We start from the raw sequence: 17,440 nt of genomic DNA on the forward strand, positions 1-17,440 counted from the left end.
ACTAATAACAAACAACTGGAGTGCCTACCTCTATATTATTAAATATTGTTTTTGCTACCTCATATGGTGAATTTACACAACCATGGGATCCACCTGTCTTATACAACGCTCCCCCAAAATTACTTCGCCAACTTGCATCATGAATACCTATTCCTTTGTTAAAAGGCATCCAAAACTTCACAGGAGAAGCGTAGTTTTCACCTACAAGAGTTGCATTTGTTTCTTTATAATCGATCTTATAAATCCCACTTGGTGTTCTAGTCTTATCAGATCCAGCATTACCTGTGACAACATCCCCTTGTGTTATTAGTTTTCCGTTTTTATAAAACCATAAGTGTTGCCCTGTAAGATCTATTTCTACATAGGTATTTCCAATATCATCATTACCCCGAGCTAATGCGGTTTGATAATATGCTGGTTCTCTTTCTATAGACTTCCCTTGCTTTATCATTGAAATTAAATCTTTAGTTTCTTTAACCTTATTAATTGACCAGCCATAACTACCACCACCAATGTTAATTTTCTTCCCTGATGATGAAACAAAATTTCTCGTCTTAGCAACTGTATTATATTTACTAGCAAGTACGTCCATATAGCTTTCAACGTACTTTTCATTAAATGTTATTTCATTATTCTCATCAACTGTAAACCACTTATTTATTGTAGTCCCATCTAAAATCTCCTTATCTTTCCCAAAAGTATATGTAATCTTTGAAGATACATATTTGTTAAGCATGTCCCTTGTAGCAACTACCTTCAGAGATTTCGAAGTATATTCTGGCTTAACATAGTAATTAATTGACTCTAAATCTATTATTGCTTTGCCCGTGCTCACTGCATCTATGGCATAATTATATAAGATGTCTTTATCTCCCTTGTTTCCAATAATTTCAGCGACAATTACATAACCATTCTCTGTATATTTATAGCTAGCATTTTTAGGTTCAACTACTTTACTACTATCAAAACAAGAGAGCCTGCCCAATTTTTCTTTTAATAAATCTTCATCATATTTAACTTTTGCTATCATTTTAGAATCTTTCGTATTAAAAACTGCCAAGATCCATTTATAAGGATTCTGTTTATCTTTAAACACTTTAAAATCAGCATTCGCATCATACTTTAAGCCAATCTCTGCTCCTCTAATCTGTTCATTTTTACCACCACGTTCTTTTATGTTTAGCTTATATGTTTGAATCTCAGATGCCATTTGTTTATTTACATCCTCTACACTTTTACCCGAAACATTAATGCTATTTATTACAGAACCAAAATAAAAATGATTCATGAAATATATTGCCATCCCAAAGTATATAATAAGCAAAATAAGTATAGAAATTATAATGCCCAAAACAATTTTCTTACGCTTTCTTATTGGTTTTATTGCTGACTCTTGTACTTCAGTTTCCATAACTGCACCTCTCTTCTGCATTTTGCCTTAAGTTCTGCTCTATTTTCACCTGTCATTTTTGTTGCACCTAATTGCTCTTTCATTTTGTGCCTCTTCAAATTAAGCTATAGTGCTAAACACCATATTTCAACAAAAATTTTCCCAAAATAGGGTATCATTCTTACTTTAATTATATCATAATTAGTTGTAGCAACATACTTCCAACCTATATAAGGAAATTCGCTTCGCTGTATCTTATCACTGTGCTCTCATATTGACAAACCGTCCAAAACGCTACTTAAAACTCTTTATCCAAGTTAACCTAGCATATACTGTTACCTTATGCTATGTAATAGCATATTTATATACTGTCAAATACTATTTTGACGAAGGAGCGATAATTTGAATTTTCAAGGACTAACAGGTAAAGTTATAACCCCTTGCGATAAAGAATATGCTATTTTAAGACTTGAATACAACCTGGACATTAACAAATTCCCTTTAGCCATTGTTTATTGTCATAATTATATAGATGTATCTAATGCAATTAAATGGTGCACGAGAAACTGCGTAGAACTCCGCGTTCGTACCAGAGGTCATAATTATGAAGGTTATTCAACAGGTACGGGTGTATTAGTAATTGATATATCTTGTATAAGTGAAGTTAATATAGATACTAAACATGATATTGCAGTAATACAGGCTGGTGCAAACCTTTTGAGCATATACTCAAAACTTGCCGATAAGGGTTATGGTTTCAATGGTGGTACATGTCCTACAGTTGGTATTTCTGGCTTAGTATTAGGAGGAGGAATAGGATTATCCTGTAGAAATTTCGGCTTAGTTACGGACAATCTTTTAGAAATACAACTAGTGAATGAACACGGCATTCTAATAATTGCAAATGATCACATCAACTCAGAGTTATTCTGGGCGTGTAGAGGCGCAGGTGGAGGAAATTTCGGAGTAGTAATATCTTATACCTTTAAAATTCATAAAGTGGACAAAATTACTGTTATACAGCTTAGATGGAATGAAGCCTCTAGGGAAGAGTTTTTTGACCTTTGGCAATGTTTCTTTAAAACTGCCACTGAAAAAATTAGCTGTTTCGCTGGTTTTAATAAAGAAGGCATCTATTTAAACGGATTTTTCTATGGAGATAAATTAGAAGCAGAAAAAATTCTAAAAGATTTTCTATTGCTTCCTGGTTTATTAGAAACTTCATCAATAGAATATGTACCTTTTATTTCTGCAGTAAAAGCTATTGCTTCTTTTTATGGACCTCCAAATAGATTTAAAGCCACCGGAAGATTTGTGTATAAGACGTTATCTGAAAGAAATATTAAAAAATTAGTCCAGTTCGTGGACAATAGTCCTGGCGAATATAATTGCTTTATTAGACTATACTCTTTAGGTGGTGCAATAAAAGAAGTACCTAGTAATAGCTCAGCATATTACTATAGAAAGGCCGAATATATTATTGGGATAACAGCGGACTTTAAAAAGGATGATGATTCAGAAATCTATAAAGAATGGGTCGCAGAGGTTTTACAATATGTTAACCCACTAACAAATGGAACGTATGTAAATTTCCCTTATGCAGAGCTTAAAAACTATGGAAATGCCTACTACGGTAAAAATTATCCTCTTCTTAGAGTGGTAAAAACAATATACGATCCCTGCAATATATTTAAATTTCAACAATCAATAAAACCTTTAATAATATAAAATTTTATAAAATCCTCAACTAATTAATTAGTCGAGGATTTTACTCATATACTCCTAGCAAATTCGCCTCGCTCATTAGAACCCCCGTTGGTCATGAATAAATTGTAAATACAATTTATTATCCTTATAAGGATGAGATGTTTGTAAATTTTAAACATGATAACTTAGATTTACCAGGACATAAATATGTTATACTGAAAGAAAAACCAAAACGCATAAAAGAAGGGAAAATACTAAAAATGGATACAAAAGAATTTCAAAAAAGATCTCTAGTTTCAATATTCTTCTCATATTTTAAACCACACAAGAATTTATTTATATTAGATATGTCATGTGCATTCTTAATTGCAGTTATTGACTTGTCATTTCCAGCAATAACTCGTTATTCTCTAAATAAACTAATACCTATTAATGCTTATAAAACTTTTATAACTATTATGGTGATTATGCTAATTGCTTATACATTAAGAGCCTTTTTCTACTATATAATAACGTACTATGGTCACTCTTTTGGTGTATTAGTAGAAGCAGATATAAGAAGCGATTTATTTCAACATATGCAGGAATTGTCTTATGGATACTTTGATAAAAACCGTACAGGTCAACTTATGAGTAGATTGACAGCAGATTTATTTGATATAACTGAGCTTGCTCATCATGGTCCTGAAGATGTTTTTATATCCACATTGACAATAATAGGATCACTAGGTATCTTATTTACTATTCAATGGAAATTAACTTTGGTTATTGCTTTAATCTTGCCTATATTTTTATTAGTTGTATGGTATAGACGTTCCGAAATGTCAAAAGCTTCTCTGGAAGTGAAAGAAAAAACTGCTTCTATAAATATAAATATTGAATCAGGGCTTTCAGGCATGAAAACAGCAAAAGCATTTGCAAATGAGAATTCAGAATTTGATAAGTTTAGTGTATCAAATGATGCTTTCAAAACATCTAAAACCAAATTTTATAAGACTATGGGATATTTCAATGCTACAATGGAATTTTTCCTTTGTATTTTGCCAGCAACAGTTATCTTAGTAGGTGGTATATTAATTATGAAAGGACAGATGAATCAAATTGATTTAATCACTTTTACTTTATATATTGCTACTTTTATAACTCCAATTAGAAAACTTTCAAACTTTGCTGAACTATTTGCAACAGGTGGAGCTGGACTTGTACGTTTTGTAGATATGATGCGTACTGAAACTGAAATGAAAAATGATCCTAATGCTATAGAACTAGGCAGAGTAAAAGGCGAATTAGATATTGAAAATATTAGCTTTTCTTATAAAAAAGGTATTCGAGTATTGCACAATATTTCTCTTCACGTTGATCCTGGCGAAACAATTGCAGTCGTAGGTCAATCAGGTGGAGGCAAATCAACACTATGCAAATTGATTCCCAGGTTCTATGATGTTGATGAAGGAAAAATTTTGCTTGACCATGTAGATATACGTAGTGTCACACAAGAATCTTTGCATAAAAATATTGGAGTTGTAGAACAAGAAATATTCCTTTTTGCTGATAGTATTCTCGAAAATATTAGATACGGTAGACCTGATGCTACTCCTAAGGAAGTTGCAATAGCCGCAAAACAGGCTGAGATTTATGATGATATTATGGCTATGTCTGATGGATTTAATACTTTTGTTGGCGAACGTGGTGCAATGCTTTCTGGTGGACAGAAACAACGTATTTCCATAGCCCGTATATTTCTAAAAAATCCACCATTCCTAATTTTAGACGAAGCAACTTCTGCCCTTGATAGTGTTACTGAATCTAAAATACAAGAAACTTTTGATAGTCTAATTATAGGCAGAACAACTTTTGTTATTGCTCATAGGTTATCAACAGTTAGAAATGCAGATAGAATTCTTGTATTTGATAGTGGAAATATTATTGAAGATGGAAATCACGAATGTTTAATGAAAAAAAACGGTATCTATGCTGAACTTTATAAAACTCAGCACATAAGTAAATAGTTGATTTCTGAATTTTAAACTAAAATACTTAGCAGATTGATTATATTAGCAAATTCGCTTCGCTCATAAAACCCCGTCGAGTAGACTCAGTGAATTGCTTTACCAAGCCCCTCACAGAGCCGGACGTGCCCAATTAAGGCATCCGGCTCCTTATATTATCATTCACCTAATATAGTTAATCGCTAGTTTATCTATAATTAACTATAATTTCCACAATTGTATCAATAACTCTTAGAATTTTAGATTCTCTTCTAAAATGAAAAAAGTAGTTAAGATTTAATCTTAGCTACTTTTAATATTTGTGTTATATAAAATAAGCTTGTAGATAATACCAATGGTTAATGCGGCAGATTACCTAATTTGTTTCTCCACTTTCTACTGTAGTTAAACCACTTTCACCATCCCATTTATACCATGTTAATACTTTAGAGCACTCAGCATTGCTAGAATCTGGATCATTAGGATCCCTTTCTAAAGAAGAGAGCTCTAGTAATCCATCTCCATCAATATCTTTAATTTCAGATGGGTAAAGTGAATATATATCGTCTATTGCTGGAGCAAGCTCTCCCTCTTTAATTATATAGAGGGATTGCTCTCCGCTGTGCATACCAATAATACCTGATACAAAAACTCCATTTATATCATCTTTAGCTTTTGAAATATTTATGCTCATACAATATTCGGCAGTAGTTTGTACTGTACTAAAAAGACTATATTCTCCATCAGTATATTTAAATAACTTGATGTTACTAGGTATATACTCCTCTGAAGAAGAATTCCTTTCAAATACCGCCACTTCAAGAACTCCATCATTGTCTATATCACCCACACTATAATAATTAGATGGATCTTTATCATATATATTTGTTTTTTTTACAAGTTCTGAATCTGCATATTTACTTAGAGCATTAATATACCCAGTATTATTTACAATGTTTATACCATACTTAACACATGTAGCATAAGCCTCTGCAGCTTCCTTATATTTATTATCATCAATCAGTGTAGCTGCTTTATCACTTTTAACCTCAAGGTATGATTTCTTAAAAGTATCATCATTTAACATACCTTTAGCTAAAAGTAATGCATTTTCCGCTTTAACATTATTTATTTTTGACTCACTTTGTATTAAATCTATAAATGCTATAGAACTTTCATCATTTACTTTATACTTTATTGAGCCCATTAACAGTGCTGCCTTATCTTCAAAATCTGTACTCTCAATAGCTTTACCATTAAATTTTGTTATTGTAATATTATCTATTAGGCTTTTCGCAACGGTCAGTCCAGTAGAATTACTAATCCACGTTCCTTTACTTGTTTGGATATAAATATCCCCTTCACTATGTACTAAAGCCTCACTTATAACATCTGCATTTTTAGAATCATTAGCATATCCTAATTCATAAACCGAAGATCCTATTAGTATAGAAAACTCGGGTACTGTAAAATCCACGGCTAAAGCTGGTATACTTAATTGCGCTACTATTAAACTCATTGCTAAAATCTTCTTAATATTGTTCATATTATTACGTCCCCCTTTAATATCTATCAAAAATAACTCTATAATTATACTAATTTAGAACTTAATACTATATTTATATGTATTAATACTCTTGTATTAACATCGAATAAAATTTATCTTTCTTTACTATTTAATTAAATTTTATTTGCAAATATAAAAACCTAAGCACTAACTCTATCTCCCTTTGAAAACAAATTACAATTAATGCCACTAGATAATAATGCAAAGGCATAAGGAGGGTTCCTAATTTTAACAAAATAACATTTAAACTATACCTATAAAGTTTGTTAAATTAAGCTTTACGACATTTAATTTTAATTTACGTTGGAATTTATATATTAAAATTAAGTTAGGGATAAAATTAAACCTTATGGAGAAAATATAAATTATAATTATGTTCAAAAATAAAGGAGGAATGAGTTATTTATGAATACAAATCAAATTAAATCTGAAATATATAAAAATAATTTATTATCTGAACTAGGAGTAGAATTATATAAATTAAATAATAAAGATATTGAGTGTTTAGACGATGCTATATTATTTAGTAATGAAAAAGATAGACTTAAAACTTTATTAAAAGAAGGGTATGGGGTTGAATCCTTTTCTTAGATTAAATTAAAATAACATGTTTTATCATAGTAAAATTAATTCCTAATTCTTTTGCAGTCTCCATTTTAAATTAATACAATCCAGCTTTACAAATTAAAGGGAAGTAAGTGAATTGGTAGAAATGTTTAAACTATACTGTTAAAGCTTTTATTTATTGGACTTTATTATAATATTCAAAAATCATATCCCTCTATTTACAGTTAATTTGTAAGTATAAAAATACTTGAAATCGGATAATATAGTGTTGATATAAAAAAATAGAGGAGTGATATTACATGAACATAGAAGATAAAAAAATATCTAAAGACAACAAAATTAATTGTGGAAATTTGGATGAAGCAGAAAAAAATATATTAAAAGGATGGAAATCCGATGTGGATGTGGATGTAGAACTTGGTCAAGAATTAGGCGATCTTAAAAGCCAAATAAACACTATTAATTCTACATTAAATCAGCTTAAAACAACTAGTGGCTCAAATTCTACTGAAAGTCAACAAAGCCAAAATCAACAAAGTGAACAAACAGCTTCACAGTTAATGAATCAAATTCAAAGCCTTAGGCAACAAGCTCAGCAGCAACAACAACAAGCTCAAGATCAATTGAAAGGTTCTATTAAGAATGCTATGGATGCATTAAATCAAGCTGACCAACAAATAACTTGTAACCAAGGATTTAGTCAAATGAGTCAAATCATAGATCAAGCTCAACAACAATTAAATACTATGACACAATCACAAAATTCAAATACAAATTCAAATTCAAATTCAAATTCAAATAATTGCAAATAATATATTAAGATACATATGATGTGCAAATTACATTAGTTTGTAAAAAAATTAAAGCCTAGCGTAATTGCTAGACTTTAATTTTTTTAAACAGTTTAAACGTTTAAAGTTGAAGTACTTTTAAATTGAATACTATTTATTTCACTTGCTTAAAGTGAATATATCTTATTGAAATAACTACCAAGGTAATGATTGTCCATGGAATAATCACATTGATATTAGTAAAGGGATTTTGCTGTGCATTTATACCTTCTATAAAAGCAAAAACTACAAACATCAAGTCTAACCAATTAATAAATAAGATTACATTAGTTAATTTTTTGATACTTTTTTCACCATTTGTAACATTATTTTTATAAACTGAACGACAAAGAAATATTAGTTGTGCAGAAGCTAAAGTAAGGACTAGTACTAAAGAACTAAAATCATTATTACCTGCATAGTTCTTAATAACAAAGTCTATAATTAATAAAATATTGAATACAATTGTAATTAAGGATAATTTGAAAATTAAGGGGACTGTTTTTTTTATCATATACACACACTCCTAATACATAATGTTATATTTTTATAGCTTTATTACATTATTCAAGGCCAATTTCATACTATATAGTATAAATCTTTATATTTTAATACACAAATCTAATTTAAATAACTTGATTTAATTCTTGTAATATATTGGTTGTTTTACACCATTATAAATAGTGTTCCCTGCTATTCCTATACCGTAATAGTAAGCGGCCGTTACAGGAAGAGTACTTTCTGGTGCACCAATTAAATCTGCTACTGCGATTCCAGTTCCTACAACACCCAAACCAACTTGGAAGAAATTTGACCCGCCATTTATACTTTCAACCTAGTGATCATCAAGACCTATAAAATTAGAACTAATTGCAAATTAAGTGTACCATAAATACTGATGTTGTATGATAATGTGTTTTTTGACAAGTGTACTTGTCGAAAAGTTAGAATAATGGTATACTATACGCATAGATAGTAAAAGGAGTTTGTTAATTATGAACAAAGAAGAAATTTTTAAAAAAAGCAAACATGAAAATTTATGGGAAGATGAAAGGAGTAAACAAGTTACAATAAAATCAGAAAAAGATGCAGCACAAATAGCAACTTTCATAATAGCATTAGTTATGTTTTGGAAGATGTATCATAAAATGCCTTTTAATGATTTGTTTGGAATTATTTTTATTCAACCTGCAATTACTTTTCTTTATAAGTATAAAAATAAAACAGAAGGAAAGTTATATTTATTTTTTGGAATTACACTGCTATGCGTCTCAATTATATTCTTATTAGATTTCTTTATTAATGGAGCTAACTAAATATGGAAAAATTAACTTTGAAAAACAAACTAAGAGTTGCAAGAGCAGAAAAAAAGCTAACTCAAGATGGTTTAGCTGAAATGATTGGAGTTTCTCGGCAAACAATAAGTTCAATTGAAACTGGACAATTTTGTCCAACTGCGAAACTTGCACTTATCCTTTGCATTTCATTGGATATGAAGTTTGAAGAGTTATTTTACTTTGATTAAGCGACATTCTAATTATATTGCATAAAACAAAAAACCATACTATCGGTATAATGTTTAGATATTCAAATTCTTTCGTAATAAAAGATACTCTCTATTTAAAATCTCCATTGAGATATTACACCGGCTATACCGGATATTTCATATACTAGATTCTTTAAAGCGGCTCTAACAGCTCCAGACTTTTCTGCCGCAGATGTTGCACCTGTTAATAACATAGCAGCCTCTTTAACACTACCTATTACCTTTATAAATTTCCTTATTTTAGCTATTTTAGCTATAGGAACTGCAAGTGTTATTCCCATTGCACCTATAGCACCTATACATTTCGTTATTTTCCACGCACTAGGATTAGCAACTATAGGGAAAACATTATTTTTAGTGAACTCTACTACTTGAATTACTTTATTGCCTTCAACCCTGTAATAAGTAGGTACATTACTTCCATTTGCGTCTTTAGCCCATGGAGGAGAAATTAGACTAGTAATAACATTATCTTTATTTACTACAAAAACTTCTTTCGTATCGCATTCAGATCCCAAGTATTCTTTTGCAGTTATTAATCTGCTGCCTTTTGGAAGAATAAATTCAAAAGTATAATCTTTGCTAGCACTTAGATTATTAATAATAACTAAACTTCTAAATCCATCGTTGGTAGGTTGTAATGCAACGTTTGCATTACTATTTCCCTCATTATTATATATAATTGTACCATTGGCACTTATTGTAGAATTAGTATTGTTCGCTTCTTTTGGTAATAACATTTCAAATGAGTTTGTTTTGTTTTCTAAATCAGAAACTCTTACATGATCAGTTCCATTACTAGGCAAATTAATCTTTGTATTGTCAGTATAAAGATCTTCATTCAGTTTTGACTTAATAATATCTGACACACCTGTCTTTTCTTCAATGCTACGACTTAAACCACTAGCTCTTTCCTTGTCGTTATTTGCACCTACTGCACTAACAAGATTAGTAGGGAAAATAAGTAATCCGATTAAAATAGTTATTAATACTTTTTTCATTAATATAACCCCCTATTTTTTTTAATCTTATGTATATAAGCTGAAGTATACTTTTAGTTACTTTCAGCAGTTTTAACTAAAAACATTTAATAAATATTCAATTAGTGATTATCTTTTTTAACTTTGGTAAATCCATTTCACCATCTAAATATTCTTTAACTTTTCCATTTTCTATTACAATAACTATTGGGATATAATCAACACCTAAACCTTTCAAATATTCGCTTATTAATTGTTTTTGTTTTCCAGTTGACTCTGTATTAAAGAACTCCTCATATTTATGTATAAAACTAAATCTTACCTTTCCCACCGGCTATAATATACATCCTATCAGGTTGCACCTCTTTAAACATACTACTCTGTAAAAATTTCAAATACAACAAAAAAAGCATGAAACGTCTGTTTTTCGACATAAAAATACATTTTATAATTTTTAGATTAAATTGTAATATTAAAATAGCCCTCCCCAATGCAAATGTAACATAACTCGTTATGTTGAATGTAAAACGCTCTTATAGAATAGAAATGTTAAGTATTTGCTTGAGCTTTTTAATAGTACTTATGGTTAATGAGGGAACATAATAGGAATTACGTTTTAAATGGATCTTTTTAGTTCAAAAAAACATCTTATTATATTGAATGTTACTTATTTTATGTGGAACATAATGGTATAATTACTTTAAAATCATTTTTCAATTCTAAGAAATGATAAGCAGAAGTTCTAATATAATGGATCTAATGTAAAATTAGATTTAGGTGAAAAAAATTTAAAAACTATTTCTAAAATGGTAGTGGAATAATTATGTTTTTCTATACTATATTGAAAAACATAAATTAAATTAACGAAAAGTGGAGGTTTAAAATGATTATATGCAAAAATTGTGGTAATGAAGTAGATGAGAATGAACCTTATTGTCATTATTGTAGTCATGATATATATGAGAGTTTAGAGGATTATCAAATTTCTTCAATTAATAATATTCAAAAGTTAAATACTAAGAAAAGGCGCCTTACTACGCTATTGGTAGCATGCACCATAATAGCATGTTTTTGTATACCGATATTAAGGAGCCATAAATTAAATCATAATGTTGCTCTTCTTAAGCAATCATCTAATAAAAAATATAACAATGTATCACAAATACATTATAATGATAAAATTAATAAAAAAATTAATCAGCATGTAGAAACATCTAAAGTGCTTTTTATAAAAAAACACAACAAGAAACAGCTATAACTAATCAATATATTAAAGAAGACACTGAAAAAATTTTTGAAGGTACTTTGGCTATATAACTAATTTCCATTACCTCACTATAGAATAAACGAACTTTAAGTTGATATAACACGAGCCTGTGACATTTTTCCATTCTTTTTTGAATTGTAAGCATACAACAGAACTTGTTGTATGCTTTTATTTGTTTTTGAAACCAAGATTATTGCATTTGTATACGAAAATATAATTTATATATTAAAATGTGAGAGAAAATATTTTTATTTACGTTATATAAAGTGTAAAAGCTTTTACAGCAACTATAAGATGGGGGAAATTTATGAAAAGTAATGAAGAAAATTATATTAGGCGGCTGAAAAATAGAAAAGAAGATGCACTAGAATTTATAGTAGATAAATACTTAGCCTTAGTAAAATTTACTGTGTATAAGGTTCTATCACCACTTAAAAGAGATGGAATTATTGAAGACGGATAAAAATGGAAAGGAAACTGAAATAAAAGCTAAAATAGATAAAAATCATCCTGAAAAAGGGGATATTATATTAGATAATATTGTTGTCGACTTAGATAAGTAAATATAATTTTAATTTAGTTTTAGATCAAATCAAAATAAAGTCCTTTAGGAGAAATTTTTCTAGAGGACTTTTTACGCTGAATGTAACACAAGTGTGAATGAACTGCTCCCTGTCAAGTAGACAGTATAACTAATAAAAATTACTAAGGCTGTTTAACTTTTGCTGTAATCTTTAATACTGATAGGGTACCAATTTTGTTGCTGTTTCTCCATGAATTTAGTCATTTTAAGTGCTGTATTTTTTATAATATAGTACCACATAAAATGATACATTCAAAATTTAAATTGCTTAACTAAATGCTTAAAACCCTATATAAATCAACGCTTCATTTAATATAAAAATGTAGTTGTTTATGGAAAATCGTGTATTCATTAATGGCTTTGTAAAAGAAAATTGCGACATATTAACTATTGTTTTAAATCCATACAAGCGGTCAAAATAACGCTCTTATATTCATCTAAAAGAGGAAACTTATTTTTAATTGATATATCGATAATTTCATTTATTGGATATTCAATCCTTCTGTTTGCAAATTTAATTTCTTTTTTTGAAATATCTAAAATACCATAGGATATTCTATTATCTCCATCAAGTGAATTACCAATGCTTCCCACATTGAATATCTTTTTATTATTCACTTCCCCTATAAAACAAGTATGAGAATGACCACATAAAATCACTTGTTCATTAACACCATTTATTGCTTTTCTAATTTCATCTTCTGAAACACTATCATCAATTGCTTCAACTATAGACTTTGGTGTTCCATGAACACAAAGTATTTTAAATCCATTCAGTAACAATGAATACTCGAATGGCAAATTTTTAATAAATAATATTTGTTCCTTTTTTAAATTATCCTCTGCATATTTATAATATAAATACAATTGTCGTTCTTTAACTGATGAAGGCATACAAGTCTCAGAAATCTCTTCAAACCACATATCTGTATTACCTTTAATCCATGCCAAAATCTCTAGACTCTTATCATTTAATAGTTCCATAACCTGTGAAGGCATTGGTCCCTTCATTACCACATCGCCTAAAATGATAATTTTATTAATACCTAAATTTTTAAAATCTCTTATTGCATAACTTAATGCTATTCCATTACCATGAATATCGGACAAAACCGCTATTTTCATAAAATAATCCCCCATTATTAATAAAATTCACGCTACTTCGTAAAATTTTCACTGTTGCAACATAAATGATTTATTTGATTATACCATTATTACTCTAAATTAGTAGCAAATTCACTTCGCTCAATATAGCTATTTTCCACTTTAGGATTTAAATCCTCATAGTCTCGCTAATAAATTCAGGGGTGGACAACAATTCTTATTCTAGAGTATGTTAACCATCCCTTATAATTTATATCTTTAAAAATAATAGCAAGTCGGCCCGTTGGTCCGCCAGACCCCTAGGGGTAACGTTGACAATTCAAATCATATCTCTATCCATTCATAAAAAGTACCACAGTATTAGGTTACTACTATTATTGAACTTTACCTAAATCCCAATAAGTAGTTATTTTTTCTTTCCATACAAAACTATACTTTTCTAATAAATCTTTAGGATCTATCGGCTTTCTGCCAGTTAGTTTTTCAACAGTATCCGTTTCATCTGCCATATACCTCTTGCTTTAAGTTCTCTGGTTTTCATGTCTAGCATTTCATAAATATTTTCCTCATTACTATTTTCCTCAAAAATTATATCTTCTTCATTTTTATCAAAGATACAATATCTTTTATTTATATCAATAAGTTTCATCCATAGTTGCCTGTGTTCTATTTCTTTGATGTTTTGAGATTTTGGGAAAATTATTTTATTATGTTGTATGTTAATCATGTGATATAATGGTAAGTAAATCATTTGGATATTCCAGTATATTTTTTATATTTTGAATGCATGGGGTACGAAAAAATATTATTAAATCGAGGTTTTTTACATGAATTATAAAAAAAAATTTTCTTCTGAGTTAGCATTGTTATTAGGTATATTATTAAATAGTTTTTGTGTGAGTTTGATGGTAAAAAGTAATTTTGGCATATCCACGATTTCCTCAGTACCTTTTGTACTCAGCGATATTTTCAGTAAATTTTCCTTTGGATTTTGGAATTTTTTGATTCAAAGCGCATCCATTCTAATTCTGATTATCGTCACAAAAAGATTTAAAGTTGGCTATCTGATTTCCTTTGTTATTGCAGTGATCTTTAGTGAATTACTGGATTTAGATAAAATAATTTTGGCATCCTGGCCAAATACTCTTAATTGGCGTGTTATTTATTTTGTTGTGGCTTTCTTTGTTCTTACTTATGGAGCAAGTTTGTTTATTAAATGCAAATTACCGATATTACCATTTGATACTTTTGTTCGTGACATGACACAATATCTAAAGGTGCCTGTTAAAAGGGTAAAAACTTCTTTCGACTTAGTCTGTCTGGCTATTACGTTGGCCTTTTCTCTTTCTATGCTAGGTTATATTGACGGTGTTGGCTTAGGCACCATTCTATGTGCCATTTTTACTGGTATTATTACTAATCATGTTTGCGACTATCTAGACCATCATTACAACTTCCAGCCAACAATTCATGTAGTAAAAAGAATTTTATATCGAGGCAAACCTATACAAACAAAGTAAATAATCACGTATTTCCTTTTCTCTTAATTCTTACATAAATAATAACACTCCCTTATTTTTTATTTCGACAATAAAACTTTATAGGAAGTGTACATTCTAATAAAGTAGTATCTTATTTAAGGTGCTATTTTTTTTATTTTATTTAAGAAAAAAAGAAAATAAAAGTAATTAGCACTCGTCTACCACCGTCTTTAGCGGCTTAGTTCTTTATCCGATACGCGAACTCTGGCTATATGCCTAGCTTCCATGACCTCACTATAAAACAAACAAATTTTAACTTGATATAACATGAACTTTTGACGTTTTATCATTATTATTCTGACTCTTGGATAAGGCGATAGTAGTATAATTGAATAAATATTTGATGTTATACTCGTATACAAAAACTAATAAGTATAAATGGTGGAAAATGTATGACTACGCAAGGGTCATTTACTATAATACTTAATGAAAATAGGTGAATATAACAGAATTCAGTTTAATGATATTCAACATATATTTATAGGAAAAATTATAGGTGGACAAGAAATCAAAAATGGAGAAGAAACAAGTAAAGTAAAATGGTTTAAATTAAATAATTTACCTTTGCTTATGGTTCCTCATAGAAAAAAACAAATTAAAATAAGAAATGTCACAACAGTAGCGTAGTTCTAATCAATCGCTAAAAAGCATCTATATTTATAAATAATATAGATGCTTTTTTATGTGAATTTATAAGTGATTATATGTACAAAGAAGAATATTTTTTATTTTAATAGCATAATGGAATAATTTGTACAAATCAAAGCATTGCCAACTTTATAAATGTAAACATTATATTTTTTTACATTTTTACATTGTATTACGATGTACATAGTGATAAAATTAATTTAAGCAGTAATACGAGGTATGGAGGTGACGTTTTGGATAAAGAGATAATGAAAGGTAGTGTTGATATTTTTATACTTTCAATAATTAATAAACAAGATACCTATGGTTATGAGATTGCTAAATGTATTAAGGGTAAAAGTGAGGGTGCATATTCAATGGGAGAAGGAACATTATATCCTGCATTAAAGAGGCTTGAAGGAAAGGAATTAATCAAATCATATTGGAAAGAGAATGAACTAACAGGTAAACGAAAGTATTATATGATTACAGATGAAGGGGTATCTACATTAAATGAAAAAGTAAGTCAATGGAATAAAGTAACGGATTTAATAAATATTTTTAAGGAGGAGTAACATGAGTGGATTTGAGGTTTATATTAAAGATATTTTAAACGAAAGAGGCATAAATGAACACGATAAAAAAGATTTGGAATTTGAGATTAAAGACCATCTCATACTTTTGAAAAATGAATACCTAGATAAGGGATTATCAGAAAATGAGGCAATTAAATTATCAATTAAAGACTTTGGCGAAAGCAATTCTATAGGAAATAGCATTAAGAATAACTTACCCTCTCATAATAAGTACCCTGATTTTACATTTAGAGAAAAGATACAATGTCTATCAGAAATGTTCTTAATATATTTTCTTCTTTTATTCTCATGTGTAACATTTTTAGAAAAGTATGTTAATTCTATATTTTTTTATGTATGCGCGGCATTAGTGGTTACATTAACATCATTTCTCTTCATAAACAAGAAAGTAAATAACGATAAAAACAAGGTAAAAAATATAATTCGTATTAATATTCAGTTCTTCATAATAGAAAAAATAGTCATGTCTTTATTTTTTATAATTGCTTTACCTATTAGAGGTGGAACAAACATACTTGAAACAAAACTACCCTTAATGAATTTTTATATTTTTAACTGGATATATATTATAGGATTTATATTGTTAACATTGATTTCGGTTATCATTACTAAATATGTAATGAACAAAGTAACTCATAATATTAAAAATAATTATAATAATACTATTACATCTACGATTCTATTTATTGCATCAATATTGTTTATAATAATGTATATACTAATTCCAAATAGATTTTATGTTTTAAGAAAGATACTAATTAGTATAATGGGATCTGACATTACAGATGTGAGTAGGAATGCATTCTTTATGGTAATTAATAATAACTTTATAATTCCTAATATAGGGTTAATAATATTAATTATACTTTGTATTAGGTTAGTTCTTCATATAAAGAAAAAAGGATTTAAAAGTATATTATAAATCTAAAATTACTCTGGTTTAAATAATGCTTACGAAGACGTATGTTCAATTAAAGATAGATTTAGTACATTAGTGGAGAAAATATCCGTTGAAATTATCGATGAAAATGAAGATTCAATTATAGAAATAGAAGTAAATTTAAGCACTAGGTTAATAACAAATATTCTTTTATTTCTGTAAATAAAATGAGGCTTTCCTAATTGTTAACCACTTCAGGTAGTTAAC

Annotated in this window: 21 protein-coding genes; 12 read left to right on the forward strand and 9 right to left on the reverse strand. The window is 28.9% G+C overall.

What is annotated here, in order from left to right:
• Position 1: 1 nt before the first annotated feature.
• Positions 2–1,411 (reverse strand): L,D-transpeptidase family protein, encoded by a 1,410-nt coding sequence (locus LL038_RS14585; RefSeq protein WP_216124724.1) that lies wholly within the window; start codon positions 1,409–1,411, stop codon positions 2–4.
• Between the two features lie 381 nt (positions 1,412–1,792).
• Here LL038_RS14585 and LL038_RS14590 point away from each other — a divergent pair, with 381 nt between their 5' ends.
• On the forward strand, positions 1,793–3,118 hold the full coding sequence (locus LL038_RS14590) for an FAD-binding oxidoreductase (RefSeq protein WP_216124725.1): 1,326 nt from the start codon (positions 1,793–1,795) through the stop codon (positions 3,116–3,118).
• 137 nt (positions 3,119–3,255) lie between these two features.
• Positions 3,256–5,106, forward strand: coding sequence for an ABC transporter ATP-binding protein (locus LL038_RS14595; protein WP_309245081.1), 1,851 nt, complete (start codon positions 3,256–3,258; stop codon positions 5,104–5,106).
• 355 nt (positions 5,107–5,461) lie between these two features.
• Here the strand turns inward: LL038_RS14595 and LL038_RS14600 are convergent, their stop codons facing one another.
• Positions 5,462–6,631 carry a hypothetical protein gene (locus LL038_RS14600; protein ID WP_216124726.1) on the reverse strand — a complete coding sequence of 390 codons (1,170 nt, stop codon included), beginning with the start codon at positions 6,629–6,631 and terminating at the stop codon, positions 5,462–5,464.
• Between the two features lie 426 nt (positions 6,632–7,057).
• Between LL038_RS14600 and LL038_RS14605 the strand changes: the two genes are divergently transcribed.
• Both LL038_RS14605 and LL038_RS14610 read left to right on the forward strand, forming a co-directional pair.
• On the forward strand, positions 7,058–7,243 hold the full coding sequence (locus LL038_RS14605; RefSeq protein WP_216124727.1) for a hypothetical protein: 186 nt from the start codon (positions 7,058–7,060) through the stop codon (positions 7,241–7,243).
• Positions 7,244–7,518: 275 nt separating this feature from the next.
• Positions 7,519–8,031 (forward strand): hypothetical protein, encoded by a 513-nt coding sequence (locus LL038_RS14610; protein WP_216124728.1) that lies wholly within the window; start codon positions 7,519–7,521, stop codon positions 8,029–8,031.
• A 133-nt stretch (positions 8,032–8,164) separates the two neighbouring features.
• Here the strand turns inward: LL038_RS14610 and LL038_RS14615 are convergent, their stop codons facing one another.
• Entirely contained in the window at positions 8,165–8,563 is a 399-nt protein-coding gene (locus tag LL038_RS14615; RefSeq protein ID WP_216124729.1) for a hypothetical protein, read from the reverse strand.
• Positions 8,564–8,689: 126 nt separating this feature from the next.
• The gene (locus LL038_RS14620; RefSeq protein ID WP_216124731.1) at positions 8,690–8,842 is read right to left on the reverse strand and encodes a hypothetical protein; all 153 of its coding nucleotides are present in this window, start codon (positions 8,840–8,842) and stop codon (positions 8,690–8,692) included.
• A gap of 202 nt (positions 8,843–9,044) precedes the next feature.
• Between LL038_RS14620 and LL038_RS14625 the strand changes: the two genes are divergently transcribed.
• A complete protein-coding gene (locus LL038_RS14625) occupies positions 9,045–9,365 on the forward strand; it encodes a DUF6442 family protein (protein WP_216124732.1) in 321 nt (106 codons plus the stop codon).
• Between the two features lie 2 nt (positions 9,366–9,367).
• Entirely contained in the window at positions 9,368–9,574 is a 207-nt protein-coding gene (locus LL038_RS14630) for a helix-turn-helix transcriptional regulator (protein WP_216124733.1), read from the forward strand.
• 95 nt (positions 9,575–9,669) lie between these two features.
• Here the strand turns inward: LL038_RS14630 and LL038_RS14635 are convergent, their stop codons facing one another.
• The gene (locus tag LL038_RS14635; protein WP_216124734.1) at positions 9,670–10,596 is read right to left on the reverse strand and encodes a hypothetical protein; all 927 of its coding nucleotides are present in this window, start codon (positions 10,594–10,596) and stop codon (positions 9,670–9,672) included.
• A 97-nt stretch (positions 10,597–10,693) separates the two neighbouring features.
• Positions 10,694–10,906, reverse strand: a complete 213-nt coding sequence (locus LL038_RS14640) for a hypothetical protein (protein WP_216124736.1) — start codon at positions 10,904–10,906, stop codon at positions 10,694–10,696.
• Positions 10,907–11,458: 552 nt separating this feature from the next.
• Between LL038_RS14640 and LL038_RS14645 the strand changes: the two genes are divergently transcribed.
• Positions 11,459–11,833 carry a zinc-ribbon domain-containing protein gene (locus LL038_RS14645; protein ID WP_216124738.1) on the forward strand — a complete coding sequence of 125 codons (375 nt, stop codon included), beginning with the start codon at positions 11,459–11,461 and terminating at the stop codon, positions 11,831–11,833.
• A 316-nt stretch (positions 11,834–12,149) separates the two neighbouring features.
• The gene (locus LL038_RS14650) at positions 12,150–12,305 is read left to right on the forward strand and encodes a hypothetical protein (RefSeq protein WP_253200283.1); all 156 of its coding nucleotides are present in this window, start codon (positions 12,150–12,152) and stop codon (positions 12,303–12,305) included.
• Between the two features lie 507 nt (positions 12,306–12,812).
• Here the strand turns inward: LL038_RS14650 and LL038_RS14655 are convergent.
• From LL038_RS14655 to LL038_RS14665, 3 genes are all read right to left on the reverse strand, one after another.
• The gene (locus tag LL038_RS14655; protein WP_216124740.1) at positions 12,813–13,550 is read right to left on the reverse strand and encodes a metallophosphoesterase family protein; all 738 of its coding nucleotides are present in this window, start codon (positions 13,548–13,550) and stop codon (positions 12,813–12,815) included.
• Positions 13,551–13,903: 353 nt separating this feature from the next.
• Positions 13,904–14,038 (reverse strand): hypothetical protein, encoded by a 135-nt coding sequence (locus tag LL038_RS14660; protein ID WP_268055881.1) that lies wholly within the window; start codon positions 14,036–14,038, stop codon positions 13,904–13,906.
• Positions 14,005–14,280 (reverse strand): hypothetical protein, encoded by a 276-nt coding sequence (locus LL038_RS14665; protein WP_268055882.1) that lies wholly within the window; start codon positions 14,278–14,280, stop codon positions 14,005–14,007. The genes LL038_RS14660 and LL038_RS14665 overlap by 34 nt, the downstream gene beginning before the upstream one ends.
• 76 nt (positions 14,281–14,356) lie before the next feature.
• Here LL038_RS14665 and LL038_RS14670 point away from each other — a divergent pair, with 76 nt between their 5' ends.
• The 4 genes from LL038_RS14670 (at position 14,357) to LL038_RS14685 (ending at position 17,215) form a co-directional block, all read left to right on the forward strand.
• On the forward strand, positions 14,357–15,049 hold the full coding sequence (locus LL038_RS14670; RefSeq protein ID WP_216124742.1) for a DUF6198 family protein: 693 nt from the start codon (positions 14,357–14,359) through the stop codon (positions 15,047–15,049).
• A 447-nt stretch (positions 15,050–15,496) separates the two neighbouring features.
• The gene (locus LL038_RS14675; RefSeq protein WP_216124744.1) at positions 15,497–15,697 is read left to right on the forward strand and encodes a hypothetical protein; all 201 of its coding nucleotides are present in this window, start codon (positions 15,497–15,499) and stop codon (positions 15,695–15,697) included.
• 254 nt (positions 15,698–15,951) lie between these two features.
• Positions 15,952–16,272, forward strand: a complete 321-nt coding sequence (locus tag LL038_RS14680) for a PadR family transcriptional regulator (RefSeq protein WP_216124746.1) — start codon at positions 15,952–15,954, stop codon at positions 16,270–16,272.
• 1 nt (position 16,273) lies between these two features.
• Positions 16,274–17,215, forward strand: a complete 942-nt coding sequence (locus tag LL038_RS14685; protein WP_216124748.1) for a permease prefix domain 1-containing protein — start codon at positions 16,274–16,276, stop codon at positions 17,213–17,215.
• Positions 17,216–17,440 lie beyond the last annotated feature (225 nt).

The sequence above is a fragment of the Clostridium estertheticum genome, from assembly GCF_026650985.1.
Taxonomy (GTDB): domain Bacteria; phylum Bacillota; class Clostridia; order Clostridiales; family Clostridiaceae; genus Clostridium_AD; species Clostridium_AD estertheticum_C.

What these genes read in the sequence shown, in the direction of transcription:
- LL038_RS14615 (WP_216124729.1), bottom strand. Translation starts at nt 8,563, where the DNA reads ATGATAAAAAAAACAGTCCCCTTAATTTTCAAATTATCCTTAATTACA.
- LL038_RS14630 (WP_216124733.1), top strand. Translation starts at nt 9,368, where the DNA reads ATGGAAAAATTAACTTTGAAAAACAAACTAAGAGTTGCAAGAGCAGAA.
- LL038_RS14670 (WP_216124742.1), top strand. Translation starts at nt 14,357, where the DNA reads ATGAATTATAAAAAAAAATTTTCTTCTGAGTTAGCATTGTTATTAGGT.
- LL038_RS14685 (WP_216124748.1), top strand. Translation starts at nt 16,274, where the DNA reads ATGAGTGGATTTGAGGTTTATATTAAAGATATTTTAAACGAAAGAGGC.
- LL038_RS14635 (WP_216124734.1), bottom strand. Translation starts at nt 10,596, where the DNA reads ATGAAAAAAGTATTAATAACTATTTTAATCGGATTACTTATTTTCCCT.
- LL038_RS14625 (WP_216124732.1), top strand. Translation starts at nt 9,045, where the DNA reads ATGAACAAAGAAGAAATTTTTAAAAAAAGCAAACATGAAAATTTATGG.
- LL038_RS14660 (WP_268055881.1), bottom strand. Translation starts at nt 14,038, where the DNA reads ATGGCAGATGAAACGGATACTGTTGAAAAACTAACTGGCAGAAAGCCG.
- LL038_RS14605 (WP_216124727.1), top strand. Translation starts at nt 7,058, where the DNA reads ATGAATACAAATCAAATTAAATCTGAAATATATAAAAATAATTTATTA.
- LL038_RS14610 (WP_216124728.1), top strand. Translation starts at nt 7,519, where the DNA reads ATGAACATAGAAGATAAAAAAATATCTAAAGACAACAAAATTAATTGT.
- LL038_RS14650 (WP_253200283.1), top strand. Translation starts at nt 12,150, where the DNA reads ATGAAAAGTAATGAAGAAAATTATATTAGGCGGCTGAAAAATAGAAAA.
- LL038_RS14645 (WP_216124738.1), top strand. Translation starts at nt 11,459, where the DNA reads ATGATTATATGCAAAAATTGTGGTAATGAAGTAGATGAGAATGAACCT.
- LL038_RS14665 (WP_268055882.1), bottom strand. Translation starts at nt 14,280, where the DNA reads ATGATTTACTTACCATTATATCACATGATTAACATACAACATAATAAA.
- LL038_RS14675 (WP_216124744.1), top strand. Translation starts at nt 15,497, where the DNA reads ATGAAAATAGGTGAATATAACAGAATTCAGTTTAATGATATTCAACAT.
- LL038_RS14655 (WP_216124740.1), bottom strand. Translation starts at nt 13,550, where the DNA reads ATGAAAATAGCGGTTTTGTCCGATATTCATGGTAATGGAATAGCATTA.
- LL038_RS14585 (WP_216124724.1), bottom strand. Translation starts at nt 1,411, where the DNA reads ATGGAAACTGAAGTACAAGAGTCAGCAATAAAACCAATAAGAAAGCGT.
- LL038_RS14595 (WP_309245081.1), top strand. Translation starts at nt 3,256, where the DNA reads ATGTTTGTAAATTTTAAACATGATAACTTAGATTTACCAGGACATAAA.
- LL038_RS14600 (WP_216124726.1), bottom strand. Translation starts at nt 6,631, where the DNA reads ATGAACAATATTAAGAAGATTTTAGCAATGAGTTTAATAGTAGCGCAA.